At 48.4% G+C, this 18,858-nt stretch carries 21 protein-coding genes; 16 read left to right on the top strand and 5 right to left on the bottom strand.

Features of this window, described 5'->3' with window-relative positions:
• The first annotated feature begins 116 nt into the window (after positions 1-116).
• Positions 117-950, top strand: a complete 834-nt coding sequence (gene mscS, locus Q365_RS0108835) for a small-conductance mechanosensitive channel MscS (protein ID WP_028023003.1) — start codon at positions 117-119, stop codon at positions 948-950.
• Between the two features lie 256 nt (positions 951-1,206).
• Positions 1,207-1,599 (top strand): glycine cleavage system protein GcvH, encoded by a 393-nt coding sequence (gene gcvH / locus Q365_RS0108830; protein WP_028023002.1) that lies wholly within the window; start codon positions 1,207-1,209, stop codon positions 1,597-1,599.
• Positions 1,600-1,761: 162 nt separating this feature from the next.
• On the opposite strand, the gene Q365_RS0108825 is transcribed toward gcvH, so the two are convergent.
• The 4 genes from Q365_RS0108825 to ygfZ form a co-directional block, all read right to left on the bottom strand.
• Complete coding sequence (locus Q365_RS0108825) at positions 1,762-1,965, bottom strand: DUF1107 family protein (protein WP_028023001.1); 204 nt, start codon at positions 1,963-1,965, stop codon at positions 1,762-1,764.
• Between the two features lie 214 nt (positions 1,966-2,179).
• On the bottom strand, positions 2,180-3,106 hold the full coding sequence (locus Q365_RS0108820) for a LysR family transcriptional regulator (RefSeq protein WP_028023000.1): 927 nt from the start codon (positions 3,104-3,106) through the stop codon (positions 2,180-2,182).
• A 5-nt stretch (positions 3,107-3,111) separates the two neighbouring features.
• Positions 3,112-3,603, bottom strand: coding sequence for an aminoacyl-tRNA deacylase (locus Q365_RS0108815; protein ID WP_028022999.1), 492 nt, complete (start codon positions 3,601-3,603; stop codon positions 3,112-3,114).
• On the bottom strand, positions 3,596-4,576 hold the full coding sequence (ygfZ, locus tag Q365_RS0108810; RefSeq protein WP_028022998.1) for a tRNA-modifying protein YgfZ: 981 nt from the start codon (positions 4,574-4,576) through the stop codon (positions 3,596-3,598). The genes Q365_RS0108815 and ygfZ overlap by 8 nt, the downstream gene beginning before the upstream one ends.
• Positions 4,577-5,064: 488 nt before the next feature.
• On the opposite strand from ygfZ, the gene Q365_RS0108805 reads away from it, so the two are divergent.
• The 3 genes from Q365_RS0108805 to Q365_RS0108800 all read left to right on the top strand — a co-directional run bounded on the left by Q365_RS0108805 (position 5,065) and on the right by Q365_RS0108800 (position 7,649).
• Positions 5,065-5,325 (top strand): FAD assembly factor SdhE, encoded by a 261-nt coding sequence (locus Q365_RS0108805; RefSeq protein WP_028022997.1) that lies wholly within the window; start codon positions 5,065-5,067, stop codon positions 5,323-5,325.
• Entirely contained in the window at positions 5,297-5,704 is a 408-nt protein-coding gene (locus tag Q365_RS26400; RefSeq protein ID WP_281173696.1) for a protein YgfX, read from the top strand. The genes Q365_RS0108805 and Q365_RS26400 overlap by 29 nt, the downstream gene beginning before the upstream one ends.
• Positions 5,705-5,840: 136 nt before the next feature.
• Complete coding sequence (locus Q365_RS0108800; protein WP_028022996.1) at positions 5,841-7,649, top strand: methyl-accepting chemotaxis protein; 1,809 nt, start codon at positions 5,841-5,843, stop codon at positions 7,647-7,649.
• A gap of 77 nt (positions 7,650-7,726) precedes the next feature.
• Here the strand turns inward: Q365_RS0108800 and nadB are convergent, their stop codons facing one another.
• The gene (gene nadB / locus Q365_RS0108795; protein WP_028022995.1) at positions 7,727-9,343 is read right to left on the bottom strand and encodes an L-aspartate oxidase; all 1,617 of its coding nucleotides are present in this window, start codon (positions 9,341-9,343) and stop codon (positions 7,727-7,729) included.
• A gap of 451 nt (positions 9,344-9,794) precedes the next feature.
• On the opposite strand from nadB, the gene rpoE reads away from it, so the two are divergent.
• The 11 genes from rpoE (at position 9,795) to acpS (ending at position 18,770) form a co-directional block, all read left to right on the top strand.
• Positions 9,795-10,373, top strand: a complete 579-nt coding sequence (rpoE, locus tag Q365_RS0108790; protein WP_028022994.1) for an RNA polymerase sigma factor RpoE — start codon at positions 9,795-9,797, stop codon at positions 10,371-10,373.
• Between the two features lie 29 nt (positions 10,374-10,402).
• Complete coding sequence (locus tag Q365_RS0108785; RefSeq protein ID WP_028022993.1) at positions 10,403-11,050, top strand: RseA family anti-sigma factor; 648 nt, start codon at positions 10,403-10,405, stop codon at positions 11,048-11,050.
• Between the two features lie 5 nt (positions 11,051-11,055).
• On the top strand, positions 11,056-12,045 hold the full coding sequence (rseB, locus tag Q365_RS0108780; protein WP_028022992.1) for a sigma-E factor regulatory protein RseB: 990 nt from the start codon (positions 11,056-11,058) through the stop codon (positions 12,043-12,045).
• Positions 12,042-12,536, top strand: a complete 495-nt coding sequence (locus Q365_RS0108775; protein WP_028022991.1) for a SoxR reducing system RseC family protein — start codon at positions 12,042-12,044, stop codon at positions 12,534-12,536. Before rseB ends, Q365_RS0108775 begins: the two co-directional genes overlap by 4 nt.
• 76 nt (positions 12,537-12,612) lie before the next feature.
• Positions 12,613-14,409 carry a translation elongation factor 4 gene (gene lepA, locus Q365_RS0108770; protein ID WP_028022990.1) on the top strand — a complete coding sequence of 599 codons (1,797 nt, stop codon included), beginning with the start codon at positions 12,613-12,615 and terminating at the stop codon, positions 14,407-14,409.
• A gap of 22 nt (positions 14,410-14,431) precedes the next feature.
• The gene (lepB, locus tag Q365_RS0108765) at positions 14,432-15,331 is read left to right on the top strand and encodes a signal peptidase I (protein ID WP_028022989.1); all 900 of its coding nucleotides are present in this window, start codon (positions 14,432-14,434) and stop codon (positions 15,329-15,331) included.
• A gap of 11 nt (positions 15,332-15,342) precedes the next feature.
• The gene (gene rnc / locus Q365_RS0108760) at positions 15,343-16,017 is read left to right on the top strand and encodes a ribonuclease III (RefSeq protein ID WP_028022988.1); all 675 of its coding nucleotides are present in this window, start codon (positions 15,343-15,345) and stop codon (positions 16,015-16,017) included.
• The gene (gene era, locus Q365_RS0108755) at positions 16,014-16,928 is read left to right on the top strand and encodes a GTPase Era (RefSeq protein WP_028022987.1); all 915 of its coding nucleotides are present in this window, start codon (positions 16,014-16,016) and stop codon (positions 16,926-16,928) included. The genes rnc and era overlap by 4 nt, the downstream gene beginning before the upstream one ends.
• A 20-nt stretch (positions 16,929-16,948) precedes the next feature.
• Positions 16,949-17,659 (top strand): DNA repair protein RecO, encoded by a 711-nt coding sequence (gene recO, locus Q365_RS0108750; RefSeq protein ID WP_028022986.1) that lies wholly within the window; start codon positions 16,949-16,951, stop codon positions 17,657-17,659.
• Entirely contained in the window at positions 17,659-18,390 is a 732-nt protein-coding gene (gene pdxJ, locus Q365_RS0108745; protein WP_028022985.1) for a pyridoxine 5'-phosphate synthase, read from the top strand. The genes recO and pdxJ overlap by 1 nt, the downstream gene beginning before the upstream one ends.
• Positions 18,390-18,770 (top strand): holo-ACP synthase, encoded by a 381-nt coding sequence (acpS, locus tag Q365_RS0108740; protein ID WP_028022984.1) that lies wholly within the window; start codon positions 18,390-18,392, stop codon positions 18,768-18,770. Before pdxJ ends, acpS begins: the two co-directional genes overlap by 1 nt.
• The last annotated feature ends 88 nt before the right edge of the window (positions 18,771-18,858 follow it).

The following is an 18,858-nucleotide window of genomic DNA, read 5'->3' as shown; positions in this document are numbered from 1 at the left end:
CTGTAAACTCACTTCTGATTTTTACCTGTGAGACTTAAATCAGGTGATTGGGGTGCGATTGCTCTCAGACGTATCTCGGGACTATTTACGTAAATAAATTTATCAAGGACATTGCAATGGAAGATGCAACTCAAGAAGCGATGAGCTGGTTTACAAACAACCAAGACATTTTGCTTCAATACGCGGTTAACGTTATTTCCGCTCTCGCTATTTTAATCATCGGTAATTGGGTCGTTAAAAAGATCGCCGGTGCTGTCGCGGCAGTGATGCGCAAGAAAGAACTCGACAATGCCGTTGTTGAGTTCGTGCATACATTTATCCGCTATTTATTGTTCGTTATCGTGCTTATCGCAGCACTTGGTAAGCTGGGTGTTCAAACTGCGTCAGTGGTTGCGGTCATTGGTGCGGCCGGTCTTGCGGTTGGTTTGGCGCTTCAAGGTTCCCTGTCAAATTTCGCAGCAGGCGTGCTGATTGTTGCATTTCGTCCATTTAAATCGGGCGACTATGTGGAAATCGGCGGTGTTTCGGGTTCAGTTGATTCAATTCAAATCTTCTCGACTGTGCTAAAAACCCCTGACAACAAGATGATTGTTGTTCCAAATGGCGGCGTTATTTCTAGCCCAATTACCAACTATTCTCGTCATGACACGCGCCGTATCGATTTTGAAATTGGCGTGTCTTACAGCGCGGATTTGAAGAAAACTAAAGAAGTGCTTGGCCGTGTGTTAGCTGCAGAGCCTCGTCTTCTTGCGGAGCCAGAGCCAACTATTGGTGTGGTGGCGCTAGCAGATTCATCGGTGAACTTTGTTGTGCGCCCTTGGGTTCGTACTGCTGATTACTGGGCGGTTTACTTTGATTTGCTGCAAGCGATCAAAGAAGGGTTAGATGATGAAGGCATCGAAATCCCATTCCCACAAATGGATGTACACGTGCAAAAAACGAGTGACTAATCGTCGCTGAGTTAAACAAAACGCCAATGGTTGAGGATATCGCCATTGGCGTTTTTGTTTGTCGTCAGTTTGGCTTCCCTTACTTATTGATGCGTCAATGTCGGGACAAGGATTGATCGAGTTAAAACAATTGCTTTTTGTACGGTGATTTTACTTGCGATTAAGTGAAGGCTTTCCTAACTTGCGTATCTGATGCAATTTGCTTTTTAAGTGACTGATGATTGGTCGCACAAAATTTCTAGAAGGAAGCTGATTTATGAGTGACATCCCATCTGAATTGAAATTTGCCGCCTCCCATGAGTGGGTAAGACCTGAAGGTGACGGCGTGTATACCGTTGGTATCTCTGATCATGCACAGGCGATGTTAGGTGACATGGTATTTATTGACCTACCTGATGTGGGTGACACTGTCGATGCGGGAGACGATTGTGCAGTGGCTGAGTCTGTTAAAGCTGCATCAGATATTTACTCTCCGTTGACGGGTGAAATCGTCGCTATCAATGAAGATTTGGAAGGCTCGCCAGAGTACGTTAACTCGGATGCTTACGGTGACGGCTGGTTGTTCCAAATTCGTATCAGTGATACCACAGAGCTTGATGAGCTGCTGGATGCTGCCGCATATCAGGAAACCTTGGAAGAAGAAGAGTAATTGATCAATCGACGCTGACCCTTTGGTGAACTCGACAAATTCCAAACAGAAAAAAACACCGCGCAAGGCGCGGTGTTTTTGTTCAAGCGAAGTGTTTGAAGCCACATTCCCTTATCTCAATATTCTTGCCAAACAAGCTTCTTGAGGGAGCGGGTATTTTTGTTAGCACTGTTCTTTCAAGCGACGGATCTCGGCATTAATTTCTTTTACCGTACGATAATGCTCAAAATCCGCATTTGATTGCGCCTGCATCATTCCCTGATGAAAGTCGAAATTTCCACGACCATCAATGTAAATACGTCCGGTGAACAAACGGTAGACGTGTTTTGCAATGAGGGTGGGGACATATCGATTAAACATCCGCATTCGCAGTTCCTTTTAATTTTTATTGTTGTGCCTCTCGACACGGCTAGCCAACATCCTTTTTCCAGCGATAAATTCTGGAAATTTGGCGGACGGCATTATAACGATGCGAGCATGACTACAATGTGACAGCTAAGACATCTGGCTCAATAAAATGCGGTTCAATCTAATGTATCTGGGATAGGTCACATTCTAGATAATTAGACACCGAGTTGAATTATCTAGCACGTAAATCTTGCACTTGCTGGCGAACAGTTTGGTGAATGGTTTTTCGGATCCATTGATTTTTGGTGCTGCTGGCGTGTTTCTTGTGCCAAATCTGACGGATAACAAAATTACTGACATTAACGGGCGTCGGGCTTATTGCCAGTTTGGTGTTGAACATGTCTAGTTTTGCCATCAATTCTGCCACGGTACAAATGAGGTTTCTCCCTGACAACAAATGGCGAACGGTCAGAAAGCGTTGCGAGCCCATGACTACTTGGCGGTCACAGCCCAAAGCTTTGAGTGTGTCATCGACAGGGCTGCTGAGCTGCCCATCGACTGTCACAAGGGCGTGTGGCGATGTGATGTAATCTTCTAGCGTGAGTGGCTGGTTAATGCCCGTTGCTTGAGGGTCAAATAAGCAAACATGCTTTTCAGTGTAGAGATCTTCCATATCGAGCGTCGGCTCTTGCGGCTCTACCGCGCCCAACACCACATCGACGTGATCCGCTTTTAGTGCTTCTCGATAGTTAACGCGGTCGACGGGGCGACAGCTCAACTGGCAATGAGGGGCTTGTTGACGGAACACATCAAACAGCGCAGGGGCAAAAACCAACTCTGCATAATCCGTCAGGCCAATTCTGACCGTTCCTTGGTAGTTAGCAGGATCGAATGCGACAGGCGAGAGAACATCGTGCGCGATGGTCTCTAACATTTGATTGATGATGGGCTCAAGCTCAAGGGCACGGCTGGTGGGCAGCATTTCGTGGCCTTGGCGATGAAATAGAGGATCATCAAGCAAGGCACGAAGTCGTGAGAGATTGTGGCTCATAGCGGATTGGCCAATGGATAGCTTTTGCGCTGCGCGGGTGACACTGCGCGTCTCCATCAATGCGGAAAAAGCCACAAGTAGGTTTAAGTCAATGCCACGCCAGTTCAATTGGGTTACTCAGCGTCAGGTTGCGCGTCGCGGGAAATATCGGCGACGATAGGTTGGCAAAGAGTCACGAGATCGTCGTACGCCAGCTCCACGCCAGCCAGTGGCGTGCCACTGCTGATATTAATATGCTCGAACTCACTCAGCGCTGGGTCGAAGAAAATCGGCATCGCGCCCATGACCGCAATCGGTGTGATCATGCCTGGAGAGTATCCCGTGATGCTCTGAACATGCGTGCTATCAACGCACGTCATGCGTCTACAGCCCAGTAATGCACGGACTTTCTTCGGGTCAACTGAAGCGGTTCCTGGAAGACAAGCCAGTGCATATTGACCACTCATGTCTTTAAGAAGCATAGATTTGACTAATTGTCTTGGGTCAACGCCGCGCTGTGCAGCGGCGTCCAATATCGTTGTTGCCGCACTTTCATGCGGCAAAATGCGGTGAGGAATATTGCTGCCTTGCAGCACCGCAATGATGGGGGTATTTAGATCAGGCATCGTCTTCAACACTGTAAGGCAGAGCGACTTTCTGCCATAACGCTTCGGTTTCAGGAAGGCGGAATTGACTATCATCATCTAGGTTATTTGGAAGTACGACCAAAGCCAGCGCTTGCCCGTCATCAAAACGATACCCAGACAGCACGGTGCCCCCAGTACGCCAATTCTCGCCTACGCTGCGGTCAAATACATCGCCTGCTTTTGGTGCTTGTTTCGCTTCGCCTTGCAGCAAGTAGGATGCGCGTTTGTTGATGCCACGATACTTGGCACGAGCCACGGTTTCTTGGCCGGTGTAACAGCCTTTTTTGAAGCTAATACCGTCTAGCGCTTGAAGGTTCAGCGCTTGGGGAATAAATTCATTCGTTGTGGCTTCAGCAATGGCAGGAATCGCGCTGCGAAGTTCGCAAAGATCCCACAAGCTATTATCGCTTAGCACGGCACGTTCACCCATTTCATGAATGATGCTATCCGCTTCTTCTGCGTCTACCGCGAGCAACCAGCGGTTGGCTTCGATTCTAACGGCTGTGCCAGTTTGCGTTGGGCGTACGTCGCCATCACCTAAAAAGCGCGATTGCATAGCGTTGTCGGCTTTGTCACCCACAACACCTAACAGAACTTGTTCACTGAGTGAAAACGTTAGCTTAGAGAATACGGCATATTTTTTAATTTCAGCCAGCTGTTTTTCGGCGATAGATGCTGGTTGCGTGTAGGCAATGCCTTCTTGATGATGGAAAAGGCGGATTGCCGACCACACCTTACCTTTGGCGTCGCAATGCGCGGCCAGTGTAGAGCGTGTTTTTTCCAATGACACCAAATCACACGTTAACTGGCCTTGCAGATAACTGATGGTGTCGGCGCCTACTGCGGTGATCAGTGCAATATGGTCAAGCGCGATCACTGACAATGCTGGCAGTGCACTGTCTGAAGAAAGTGGCAGTTTAGAAAATGTGTGCGTTTGGTACCAAGTTGTCATGGTGTCTCTCGCTAATAGAACGGATACGTTATGGTAATGCTGTCTGTGATGAATGTCAGCACTATCCCCAAAACGAGCATCGAGAACTTGCTGGGAATAACTCTTTATACCCAAACAACCTGAAGATGCTCGATTTCAGAGGCCGTCAGAGTGTTCAATTCGAGGCAAATTTTTGTAGGAATAGTCATTCTATTTCACAGGAATTTAACGATGAAGTGAGCGCTCTGAGGGCCTCCCTTCGGGCGAGTTTACTGACGCCATGCTCGGTGTTGTCCCTTTTTGATGGAGCTCACTACATTGGCAAAGTGACGCCTTGATCATTGCGCCAGTCAATCTCGCTGAATCCTGCATCTTCAGGTTGCTTGGGTATATGTATGGGTGAGTTACCTAGATCACAAGGTCAACACCCTTAAATCAGCAGTAATAGCACCATAGACGGGGCACTGTTACTATCTGGACAGATATGTTTAGTTTTGAATGAGGTAATCATGCTGACCGCTGAAGATAAACCGCGGATCAAATGGGCGTGCCGTCGTGGCATGTTAGAGTTGGACGTGATCATTATGCCTTTTTTCGAAGAGTGCTTTGATGATCTGACCGATCAAGAGAAATTGGATTTCGTCGCGTTGTTAGAAAGTGACGATCCGGATCTGTTTTCTTGGCTGATGGGTCACACCCGCAGTGAAGCGCCAACACTGTCTGCGATGACGGATAAAATCATTGCACATAACCGCAGCAAATTGCGTTAATACTCGACTCCAGCGCTCTCAATGGTTGCGCTGGGGACTTGTTTGCCTCTATGCCTTTCCGGTCATACTTCTTTTTGCATCAACAAGTGTGCCGCTTGAGCTGAGTGCTTTGATTCTCTCTTTTCTTCTCGCAGAAGCGCACCGTCGCATGGCTACACTCGTTGAGTTGGAAGGTGATATCCTGTTGCACAGCAGTGGGCATTGTCTCTATCGCGGTCAATCCTATCAGGTCGTGCGAATAGCCTTACTCTCTCGTTGTCTTATCGTGCTCGATCTACGTTCAGCGCAACATCATCTTCGTTTGCCAATCACCTCAGATGCAGTCTCTCACGATGTTTTTCGCCACATTAGTCGAGTAAGTGTGTCACTTAAACATTGAGCGATGTCTCATATTTTTACAGTTTAACGTACATCATCCCTAAACCATTCATTGAACCCGCCGATAAGGGCTTAAGTCGTTATTTGTCTTATCTGCTATCAATTGCGGCGCCCATGAATTTTAAGGGAAGGATGACATGAAAATTAGAACCAAACTGTATGCATTGACCGCGTTTTCCGCGGTGTCATTGGTCTTATTTGGCCTTGTGAGTTTCCAAGCATCAGAGAGAATGGTTGATCTGAAAACCAAGTTAACATTGGTTGGAGATTTGGAAGTGAGCCTTCTCAATTTGCGCCGTAACGAAAAAGACTTTTTGGCGCGATTGGATGATAAATACATCGATACTTTTGAGGGCAATGTGTCCCAATTCGAGGGGCAGTTGTCGCAATTGCAGCAAGAAGCAGAGGCTTTGAATTTAACCTTGCCACAAATCGGCGCTGTCAAAAACGCCATGAAAAATTACCATAATGGCTTCGTGAAATTGGCAAACGGCTACCGTGACTTGGGGTTGAATCGCGAGTCTGGCACGTGGGGTGAGCTAACCGCGACGAACAGTGCACTGCTTGACCAGCAGTCGGGTAACGCTGAAGTTGAGCACTTGATTACACTGGTTCGATTATTGGTGGCAGATACTTCGACGACACGATTTGATGAGTTCTCAGCAAATTGGTCTGATATTTCTTCACGCGTAAACTCTCCGCTATTGGATCAGCAAAAATCCTTGGTAGAACGTTATCTGCAATTAAAGCGCACTGTGGGGTTGGACCATAAGTCTGGCTTGCTAGGAAATATTCGAGAGCAAACCCACCAAGTTGAAGCGGATTTTGATGCGATGCGTATCCAGCTCCAAGAAGAGCTCAATTCATCGACCCAAACTCTAGTGATGATGACGGGATTGGCGCTTGTTATTGTGTCACTTCTTCTTATCGCGATCAGTATTTGGCTTAACCGTGACATTCAACGTAGATTGAAAACACTGACGAGCACAATGGAGCGAGTGGCATCAGAGCGCGACTTAACATTGCGAGCAGTGACTGAAGGTGATGATGAGATTGCGGTTGTGGCAACTGATTTCAACATGGTGCTAGAGCATTGCCAGACGCTGATCGCCGGCGTGAAAATGTCGATCACGACCTTGAATGCGACGGCTTCTGATGTGCAAGCGCGCAGTAGCCATGCAGAAGTTGCATTGGATAAGCAGCATTCCGAAGCCGAAATGGCTGCAACGGCAGTGAATGAAATGGAAGCGACGATCCGTGAGATCGCGTCTAACACAGAAGCCGCTGCTGCTAATGCAGATCAAAGCCTGTTGCGTGCGCAAAAAGGCCATCAAACCGTTCAAGCAACGCGCAGCGCGATTGTCACCTTGTCCGAAGGGCTGGGGATGGCCAACAGCGACATTCACAGTTTGGTTTCTTTGTCTCAGCAAATTGGCAGCGTGGTTGATGTCATCAAAGACATCTCAGAGCAAACCAATTTATTGGCCCTGAATGCTGCTATCGAAGCGGCGAGAGCGGGTGAGCAAGGGCGTGGCTTTGCGGTGGTTGCCGATGAAGTGCGTTCATTGGCAACACGTACGCATAAGTCGACAGATGAAATCGCTACCATGATTGGCTCTTTGCAGCAGCAAACGAATCACGTGGTTGAGAGAATTACGTCTTGTCAGCATGACAGTGAACAATCTGTTTCGTATGTCGAAGAAGCGGCAGGCGAGTTGGATAACATTATTATCGATATGCAGCAGATCATGGACATGAGCACACAGATTGCCGCAGCGATTGAAGAACAAAGCATGGTGGCGAAAGAGGTGAACCTTAACGTTCACTCGATTCAAGATATTACCTCGTCAAATACTGAGGCAACCAGCGAAAACGCGCGTGCAGCGGCTCGCGTATCAGAGCAAAGCAAAGAGCTAGAAACTGCCATCGCGGCGTTCCGTTCATAACATCGTTCGCATCGACAGACAGCGAACACAAAAAAGCCCTCATCAGAGGGCTTTTCTTATGATTTCAGCATATCGGCTCAGCACGGGAAGTCGGGAACCAAAATGGTCGGACCGCTGTCTTCCTGTTTGTTTGGGTAATCGATGGTGTAATGCAGGCCACGGCTTTCTTTACGTGCCATGGCGCAGCGCACCATGAGTTCGGCGACTTGCAGCAAGTTGCGCAGTTCTAACAAGTTGTTCGAAACACGGAAATTGCTGTAGTACTCGTTGGTTTCTTGCTTGAGCAATTCAATGCGTCGTAATGCGCGCTCGAGACGTTTGGTTGAGCGAACGATACCCACGTAATCCCACATAAACAGGCGCAGTTCATGCCAATTATGCTGGATAACCACTTCTTCGTCTGAACAACAAACTTGGCTGTCATCCCAATGTGGCAGGGACGGTGGTATTTCAGCCGCAGCCGCGTTATCACCAATATGCATGGCCGCAGCCCATGCGTACACGACACATTCGAGCAGGGAGTTAGAGGCCATACGATTCGCACCGTGTAGGCCGGTATAACTGACTTCACCTATCGCGTAGAGGCCTTCAAGGTCCGTTTGACCATTCAGGTCAACCATCACACCGCCACAGGTATAGTGCGCCGCAGGTACAATTGGAATGGCGTCTTGGGTCAAATCAAAACCATAGGTCAGCAGTTTTTCATAAATCATCGGGAAGTGTTTCATCACAAAATCCGAGTCTTTATGGCTGATGTCGATGTACATGCAATCTGCACCAAGGCGCTTCATTTCATAATCGATAGCACGTGCGACCACATCGCGAGGCGCAAGCTCTGCACGCTCATCGAAATCCAGCATGAAGCGTGAACCGTCAGGTCTGCGCAAATAGGCGCCTTCGCCGCGAAGTGCTTCGGTGATCAGGAAGTTTCGTGCTTCTGGGTGGAACAAACAGGTTGGGTGAAATTGGTTAAATTCAAGATTGGCTACCCGACATCCTGCACGCCACGCCATTGCAATACCATCACCCGATGAAACATCAGGGTTAGATGTATATTGATACACTTTCGATGCGCCGCCAGTGGCAAGAACGACAAACTTTGCGCGAACGGTCTCAACCGCTTCACGGTCGCGGTTCCAGATGTAAGCACCAAGCACGCGATTCCCGCCTGAAATGCCAATCTTTTTACGCGTGATCAGGTCGAGCGCATTGTGGCGTTCAAGCACTGAAATGTTAGGGTGGAGCATGACGTTTTCTTGAAGAGAGGTTTGCACCGCCATACCCGTTGCATCGGCAGCATGCAAAATACGTCGATGGCTGTGGCCACCTTCTCGAGTGAGATGAAACTTGGGTTCATCGCTATTGCTGTTTTCTTCGCGATCAAAAGGAACACCGCCATCAATCAGCCATTGCACACACTCTTTGGCGTTCTCAGCAATGAAATGGACAATGCTTTCGTCACAAAGACCATCGCCAGCAATCTGCGTATCTTCAACGTGAGATTCAACAGAATCATTTTCGTCAAAAACAGCGGCAATACCACCTTGAGCGTAATAGGTTGCCCCTTCGCTGCGAGGTCCCTTGCTCAGTACCATCACTTTTTGTGTAGGCGCCAAATGCAGTGCTAGCGATAAACCCGCTGCACCACTGCCAATAACCAGTACGTCACAGATATGTTCGGGGTGATTGCTCATTGATTATGTATTCCTTTCACTCAAATGAAGCTGCTAAATCCGCCTGCTTTCATTTGAAACAACGAGATATTCAGGTGGTTTGGTCAGTTTACACTAATCTTACAAGCCGTAGAATGCTTACTGAGTCGACGATATGCTATTGATGACCGTGATAAGGTAGTACTCATTGATTACAGAGTAGTCGTGCAATCTGGTAGACTTTGCGATCGGGATCGGATCACAAGACGAATCCCACTTTTTTAGGGAACTTTATTTTACGGTGTTACTCATACACTTTGCTCACTCTTTACGACGTGTCATTTTTTCATGTAGTGACAGCAAAGTGACAACGAGCGAAAAGAAATACCAAATGCTGACGGTCTACTGACGTTGTTAAGTGCCACTTTTGTGACGATGACTCTGGCACAGTAGAAAAGCATATTGGTATCAATAATAAGGAGAAGGCGCTCGAATGAGCGAGCAGTTAACTGATCAAGCCCTAATAGAGCGAGTACAAAACGGCGATAAACAGGCATTTAATCTGTTGGTCATCAAGTATCAGCATAAGGTAAGTAACCTGATTGCCCGCTATGTAAATAATAGCGGAGATGTCCCAGATGTCGCTCAAGAAGCCTTCATTAAAGCCTATCGTGCTTTGCCAGGCTTTCGAGGTGAAAGTGCCTTTTATACGTGGTTGTATCGCATCGCAGTCAATACCGCGAAAAACTATTTAGTGGCTCAGGGGCGACGCCCGCCATCCAGTGATATTGATGCTGAAGAAGCTGAAAATTATGAAAATGGTGGCGCACTGAAAGAAATTTCGAACCCTGAGAACCTTATGTTGTCTGAACAGTTGAAGCAGGTGGTATTTAGCACGATTGATGCTTTGCCTGAAGATCTGAAAACGGCGATTACCCTGCGTGAAATTGACGGCTTGAGTTATGAAGAGATCGCAGAAGTAATGGACTGCCCGGTAGGAACAGTACGCTCGCGTATTTTCCGTGCCAGGGAAGCGGTAGACAAACGTGTTCGTCCACTCATGAACCAATAACAGTATTTCTGTTTAGAACGGTGAAATAAATGGCTGAAAAAGAAAACCTTTCCGCATTGTTTGATGGTAACGAGATAGATCAGGCGTTAATTGATGCGCTAGAGAATGATCCATCGTCGCAAGAAGCATGGAAAAGCTTTGCCGTTACTCGTGATGTAATGCGTGGAGATGCGCCTCAGAATCCAAGTTGGGATATTGCCGCCAGTGTCGCGGCTGCGTTGGACAATGAACCAACGTATGGCGTGCAAACGGCTGCATCACAGCATGAAGGCGCACAAGTTGCTCCCAATGTTGTGCCATTGCATGAGTCTCAACCTTCGCCTCAAGCCGCAAGAAAGTCATTACCTTCTTGGCTGCAACAACTCACGCAAGTGGGCATGGCCGCAGCAGTATCGCTGGTTGTTATTGTTGGTGTTCAACAATATAACGGCGGCTTTGATGCCAACTCGACGTTTGCGAGTAGCCAACCGCCTGTGCTGCAGACGATCCCATTGAGTGGTTCCGCGGAGCCAGTAAGCTTGAGCAGAAACTCAGTACAAGGGAACCCTTCTGAAGCGTTGTTGATGGAGCAACGTCGCCGTGTCAATGCGATGTTCCAAGACTATGAGTTGCAGCTTCGACTCAATGCTGATGAAATCGACCAAGGCGTTATGCTATCACCTGACATGAGCAAATAAGATTGATTAAACCATTCCTTATCGGTGTGGTTGCACTGGTTAGCTTGGCCGCCAATGCCTCGACGGAAGAGAATCCCGCCGAGGCATTGCTGCATCAGATGGGCCAAGCCACTGAGCAACAGAACTACGAGATATCCTACATTTTGGTGCGTAAAAATAGCATCGAACCTCTTCGTTTCCGTCACGCTGTCGTGGATGGTGAATCCTTTGGTCACATTGCTTATCTTGCAGGGCCGCCAAGAGAAGTGATTCGTCGCGGTAATGAAGTCAGCTACTTCGAACCAGGAACCGATCCTTTCACCATTGAAAGTAGTCAAATGATTGCGCCACTGCCGGCCATCATGCAGACCGATATCGCCCACCTTGCGACTTTGTATGACTTTGTTCCGCTAGGCCGCGCAAGAGAGGCGGGAGTAGCGAGCGATGTGGTACGTGTCTCTCCTAAAGACGGTGAACGCTATTCATACGTGTTATGGATTGATCAAAACAGCAAGCTGTTAGTCCGAGCCGATCTTTTGGATCGCGATGGCGACCCGATTGAGCAATATCGCGCATTGTCCCTCGCGCTTTCTCCGCAAATCAGTGAAGCGATGGGGCAATTGTCATTGCTAGAATTGCCACCTGTGGTGCAAGTGCCTCGACAGACGAGTGCTCAGTTAAAATGGCAGGTGACGGGTTTGCCTGAAGGGTTCACGCCGATTTACCAAAACCGTCATCGACTGCTTATTACTGAGCGTCCAGTCGAGAGCCAAATGTTCAGTGATGGTCTGTTTAGCTTTTCCGTGTATTTATCTGAAGCGGATAAAATGTCGGTAAGAGAGCAGCTTGTTCGCAAAGGTAGTCGAACGCTTCATAGTCGTGTGGTTGGCAATGCGGAAATTACCGTTGTAGGCGATATTCCGCCAGCGACGGCAAAGAAAGTTGCTGAGTCTGTGAAGCTATCGTCAGCAACCGAATCTCCGGATTCTCCTGCCGTTGAGACTTCGGCACCATGATCAAAGCGTTGGCCGAAGTGACGGACAATGGTGATGGCTATGTCATGGTTCGTTGTCAGCAAAAAACCAGTTGCGGTAGTTGTGCATCGAAAAGTCATTGCGGAACCGGCATTGTCAGCAATGCTTTGCCGGGGAAGGTGCTCGATATTCGAGTGCCTTCACCTCAACCCGTAGCGGTCGGCAGTGTGATAGAAATCGGCCTGGAAGAGCAAACCGTCCTCACGTCGGCATTGTTGGTTTATATCCTCCCTTTATTTTTTGCGATTGCCGGTGCGCTTTCAGGACAGTTTTTAGCGACATTGTTGGCAATGGGTGAGGGCATTGTGATTTTGTGTTCACTGCTCGCAGGTGCATTAGGCGTGGCTGTAGCACGCCACTTTTCACGTAAGGTTGAACAAGATACGCGTTCAATACCGACACTTTTGCGTGTCCTTGGCAGTGCTATTCCAAGTGCGGCGGTGATAAATGCCGCAACAGAAGATAGCGACTAGCCATTAATTTCGGTAGAATCCCGCCACTTGATCTATTGATCGTCCCATTTTCATTAACGAGTTAGTCACACCATCTATGAAGCACATTCGTAACTTTTCGATTATTGCCCACATTGACCACGGTAAGTCGACATTATCAGACCGTTTAATTCAGGTTTGTGGTGGTCTTACAGACCGTGAAATGGCTGCACAGGTTCTGGATTCTATGGATCTTGAGCGCGAACGCGGTATCACCATCAAAGCACAGAGTGTGACGCTGAATTACACAGCCAATGATGGGGAAACCTATCAGCTGAACTTCATCGACACCCCAGGACACGTTGACTTCTCTTACGAAGTATCGCGTTCTCTGGCGGCCTGTGAAGGTGCTTTGCTGGTGGTTGACGCGGGTCAGGGCGTAGAAGCTCAAACGCTAGCTAACTGCTACACCGCTATCGAGATGGACCTAGAAGTGGTTCCAATCTTGAACAAAATCGATTTACCAGCAGCCGATCCTGATCGTGTGGCTGAAGAAATTGAAGACATCGTTGGTATCGATGCGACTGAAGCTGTCCGTTGTTCTGCGAAGACCGGCCTAGGCGTTGACTTAGTGCTTGAAGAAATCGTGAAGAGCATTCCTGCGCCAGAGGGTGATCCGGAAGGTCCGTTACAAGCACTGATTATTGACTCATGGTTCGATAACTACTTGGGTGTTGTCTCTTTGGTTCGTATTAAAAACGGCGAACTAAAGAAAGGCGAAAAGATCAAAGTGATGAGCACTGGCCAAGTATGGGGTGTGGATCGCATCGGTATCTTCTCGCCAAAACAAACTGACACCCAAGGTCTTCGTACCGGCGAGGTTGGTTGGGTTGTTTGTGGCATTAAAGACATTCTAGGTGCGCCAGTTGGCGATACGCTGACTCTGGCCAAACATGGTGCAGAGCAAGCGCTGCCAGGCTTTAAGAAAGTGAAGCCTCAGGTTTACGCGGGTCTGTTCCCTGTATCGTCTGACGACTACGAAAACTTCCGTGATGCTTTGGGCAAATTGAGCCTTAACGATGCATCTCTGTTCTATGAACCAGAGAACTCAGCAGCACTTGGCTTTGGTTTCCGTTGTGGCTTCCTTGGCATGCTGCACATGGAAATCATTCAAGAGCGTCTAGAGCGTGAATACAATCTTGATTTGATCACCACGGCACCGACCGTAGTGTATGAAGTGAAGAAAACCAACGGTGACGTTATCTACGTTGATAGCCCGGCGAAGCTGCCAGCGACTAACGACGTGGAAATCATGGGTGAGCCAATTGCTCGCTGTCACATCTTGGTGCCATCTGAATACCTAGGTAACGTGATTACCTTGTGTGTTGAGAAACGCGGTACACAGGTAGACATGGTTTATCACGGCAACCAAGTGGCGTTGACGTATGACATTCCAATGGCAGAAGTGGTACTCGACTTCTTTGACCGTTTGAAATCAACCTCACGTGGTTATGCGTCACTGGATTACAACTTCCAGTGTTACCAAGAATCAAACATGGTTCGTGTCGATGTATTGCTTAACGGCGATAACGTGGATGCACTGGCGATCATTACTCACAAAGATCACGCGCAAACTCGTGGCCGTGATTTGGTTGAGAAAATGAAGGAATTCATTCCTCGTCAACAATTTGATATTGCGATTCAAGCGGCGATCGGTACGCACATCATTGCGCGTTCAACCGTGAAACAGCTGCGTAAGAACGTAACCGCTAAGTGTTACGGTGGCGATATCAGCCGTAAGAAGAAACTACTGCAGAAACAAAAAGATGGTAAGAAGCGCATGAAGCAGATCGGTAACGTAGAACTGCCTCAAGAAGCCTTCCTTGCAATTCTGCATGTAGGCAAAGATAAGTAATAAAAGGATTTAAGGGAACATAATGGCTAATACTTTCTCGCTGATTCTGGTGCTCGTCACCCTGTTTACTGGGATTATCTGGGCATTGGATAGATTCAGATGGGCACCTCTGCGTCAGCAAAAAGCGGCGGATACGCTCAATCTGGAAAGCGGCGAGATAAGTGCCGAACAAGTCGCTAGCGTCGCCCCTCAGCCTAGCTGGGTGGAGACGGCTGCGTCAGTGTTCCCTGTGATTGGCTTGGTATTGGTACTGCGCTCGTTTATTTACGAGCCGTTCCAAATTCCGTCAGGCTCAATGATGCCGACCTTATTGGTGGGCGACTTTATTCTGGTTGAGAAATACGCTTACGGTTTAAAAGACCCTGTTTTCCGTCATCAATTGGTGGAAACAGGTAAGCCAGAGCGTGGTGACGTGGTGGTGTTCAAATACCCGCCACAGCCTAGCATCGACTTCATCAAGCGCGTGATCGGTTTACCGGGTGACACGATTCGCTACAGCGAAGAAAAGCGTCTGTGTGTTCAAAAGCAAGGTGAGGCAACGTGTGAGTTAGTGCCAGTTGATGATGTTCATAAAAGTGAATTTGAACAACGTGGTGTTAATTTGATTCAAGCACAAGAACAGCTAGGCCAAGAACCACACCAAATCCTAGTTAACCCTTACATGCCAAACCAAGAAGGTCAGTATTATCCGACCCCTGGCGAGGGTGAATGGGTTGTACCAGAAGGCCAATACTTTGTAATGGGTGATAACCGTGACAACAGTAAAGACAGCCGTTTCTGGGGGTTTGTGCCTGAAGCCAACCTAGTGGGTAAAGCCGTCGCTATCTGGACCAGTTTTGAATTTGACGAACAAGGCGATAGTTTCCTACCGTCTTGGGTACCTGTCGGCGTGCGCTTTGAGCGTATCGGCGGCATTGATTAACTTGGAAAGACATGACAACACCTACAAATAAACTACAACGTCGCATTGGTTATGAATTTAACGATGCGGCGTTTCTCAGTCTTGCCCTTACACACCGAAGCGCCAGTGGAAAACACAACGAGCGTTTGGAGTTTTTGGGCGATTCTATTTTGAGTTTCGTTGTTGCTGACGATCTCTACCATCGTTTCCCGAACGTTGATGAAGGCGACATGAGCCGCATGCGTGCAACTTTAGTTCGTGGTAACACGTTGGCCGAACTGGGCCGCGAGTTCGAACTAGGGGATGTCCTGCAGTTGGGTCCAGGTGAGTTAAAAAGTGGTGGTTTCCGCCGTGACTCAATTCTGGCTGATGCTGTAGAAGCGATCATTGGTGCTATCTATCTCGACAGCGATCTGGAAACGGTACGTGGAATAGTGCTGAGTTGGTACAAGCAGCGTCTGGATACCATTATGCCGGGCGTGAACCAAAAAGATCCTAAAACGCGTTTGCAGGAATTCCTGCAAGGACGTAGAAAGCCACTGCCAGCCTATAATGTAACAAAGGTGCACGGTGAAGCGCACAACCAACAGTTTACGGTTGAGTGTGAAGTAGCAGGTTTGGAACGACCTGTAATTGGTAAAGGCAGTAGTCGTCGCAAGGCTGAGCAAGCGGCTGCAGAACTAGCATTAGAAAAGCTGGACTCATGACAGACACGCACGAAATTCACCACTGTGGCTTTATCGCCATTGTTGGTCGCCCAAACGTCGGTAAATCGACACTACTGAACCGCTTAGTGGGTCAGAAACTGTCTATTACTTCGCGTAAACCACAAACCACACGCCACCGCATTATGGGTGTTGATACACGTGATGGTTTTCAAGCGGTTTATGTGGATACTCCGGGGCTTCATATCGAAGAAAAACGCACCATTAACCGCTTGATGAACCGCGCCGCGGCGAGTTCACTAACGGATGTGGAACTGGTACTTTTCCTTGTTGACGGTACACATTGGACCGAAGATGACGAAATGGTGCTGAACAAGCTTAAAAAGTCTGAGTTGCCCGTTGTTCTGTTGATCAACAAAGTCGACAACGTAAAAGAAAAAGCTGTCTTGTTCCCACACCTTCAAGCACTAAGCGAGAAGATGGATTTCGTTGATGTTGTGCCTGTCTCTGCGAAGAGCGGTAAAAACATTGATGTGGTTGAGAAATTGGTTCGTTCGCATTTGCCAGAAGGCGAGTGGTACTTCCCTGAAGAATACGTGACCGATCGCTCTCAGCGTTTTATGGCATCTGAAATTATCCGTGAAAAGCTAATGCGTTTTACGGGTGACGAATTGCCATACTCCGTTACTGTAGAAATCGAGCGCTTTGACTACAATCCTGCGACAGATGGGTTCGAAATCAATGGCTTGATTCTGGTGGAGCGCAATAGCCAGAAGAGAATGGTTATTGGCAAAGCGGGCGACAAAATTAAAACCATCGGTCGTGAAGCACGACTGGATATGGAAGGTTTGTTCGAGCGCAAGGTCTACCTTGAGCTTTGGGTAAAAGTGAAATCGGGTTGGGCTGACGACGAACGCGCACTGCGCAGCCTTGGCTACATCGACGATCTTTAATCCTCAAATAGGAATGCACTATGGAAGGCTTGCAGCGCTGCTTTGTTCTGCACTCACGCCCTTACAGTGAGACCAGCCTGATCCTCGATGTATTCAGCGAAAGCCACGGGCGCGTCAGCATTATGGCGAAAGGTGCTCGTGGCAAGCGCTCTCCTCTTAAAGGGGCTCTTCAGCCCTTTACTCCACTTTTGATGAAATGGTCTGGTCGCGGTGAAATGCGTACCCTTCGACATGCAGAAGCCATGGGTCTTGCGATCCCGCTTTCTGGCAACGCGCTGTTCTCTGGGTTCTACCTGAATGAGATATTGAGTCGCGTGGTTGAACCGGAAACGGGCTATCACCAGTTGTTCTTTGATTACGTGACCGCATTGACGGAGTTGGCCCAACATGCCAATCCCGAGCCCGCGTTGCGCCGTTTTGAGCTGGCCTTGCTCGACTCTCTTGGTTACGGTGTCGACTTTCTTAATTGTGCAGGCAGCGGTGAACCCGTTGATGAGCGTATGACGTATATATTTCGTGAGCAACTTGGGTTTGTGGCGTCATTGATGAAGAGCAACAACCTCGTGTTTACGGGCAGCGACTTAATGGCGCTATCTTCGAGACAATTCTCAACGGCAGACCAGCTAAAAGCGGCGAAGCGCTTTACACGGCTGGCACTCAAGCCGTATCTTGGCTCTAAGCCTCTAAAAAGCCGAGAGCTATTTTCGTTAAGAACAAGGAAATTAACGTAATGAATACCATTTATCTGGGCGTCAACATTGACCACGTCGCAACCGTTCGCAACGCACGTGGTACCAAATACCCTGATCCTGTTCATGCCGCAGAAATCGCGGAGCGTGCAGGTGCGGATGGTATCACTGTGCATTTACGTGAAGATCGCCGCCATATTAAAGACCGCGACGTCTACATTCTTAGAGACACGCTGCAAACGCGCATGAACCTAGAAATGGCCGTGACAGATGAAATGGTCGCCATCGCATTGGACGTAAAACCGGCTTACGTGTGTTTGGTGCCAGAGAAGCGTGAAGAGCTGACGACTGAAGGTGGCCTAGACGTTGTCGGTCAACTTGAGAAAGTCAAAGCGGCAACGCAAACACTGACCGAGGCGGGCATCAAAGTCTCCCTGTTTATTGATGCTGATCGTGCACAGATTGATGCAGCTAAAACGTGTGGCGCACCGTTTATTGAATTGCACACTGGCAGCTACGCGGATGCTGAATCTGATGAAGAAATGCAAGCGGAACTGAAGAAAATTGCTGCGGGCGCAAGCTATGCCGCCGACCAAGGCATCAAAGTAAACGCCGGCCATGGTCTGACGTACCACAATGTCACGCCTATCGCTAAAATCCCGGAGATTTACGAACTCAATATTGGTCATGCGATCATTGGCCGCGCTGTGTTTGATGGCCTGCCAAAAGCGGTTGCAGACATGAAAGCCATCATGCAGGACGCGCGTCGCTAATGGCGGTTGTCGGTTTAGGAACTGACATTGTAGAAATTGAGCGACTAGAGAAAGTGGTCGCTCGAAGTGGAGACGCGTTTGCAAGACGCGTTCTCACTGATAGCGAAATGGAAAAATACAACAGTACCAAGTTTCAGGCTCGCTATCTGGCAAAGCGTTTCGCGGTCAAAGAAGCCGCGGCAAAAGCGCTGGGCACCGGAATCGCGTGTGGTGTCACTTTCCACGATTTCGATGTCAGTAATGACGATCTGGGCAAACCGATTGTGACCTTCTCCGGTGTTGCCAAACAACGTGCTGACGAGCGAGGTGTGACCAATATTCTGCTGACCATTGCGGATGAAAAACGCTATGCGGTGGCCACTGTCTTACTTGAACAATAGCTTGTATCAATTCTGATTTTTCTTTGTTTTGTCATGTTTTAGTTACCTCAGTGAAACATGACAAATCTAGCGTATTGCCACGTACGCA

The organism is Enterovibrio calviensis DSM 14347, from assembly GCF_000621165.1.
In the GTDB taxonomy this organism is placed as follows: Bacteria; Pseudomonadota; Gammaproteobacteria; order Enterobacterales; family Vibrionaceae; genus Enterovibrio; species Enterovibrio calviensis.
Note: the sequence above shows the minus strand (reverse complement) of the source record. Positions and strands in the feature narration are given on the sequence as shown.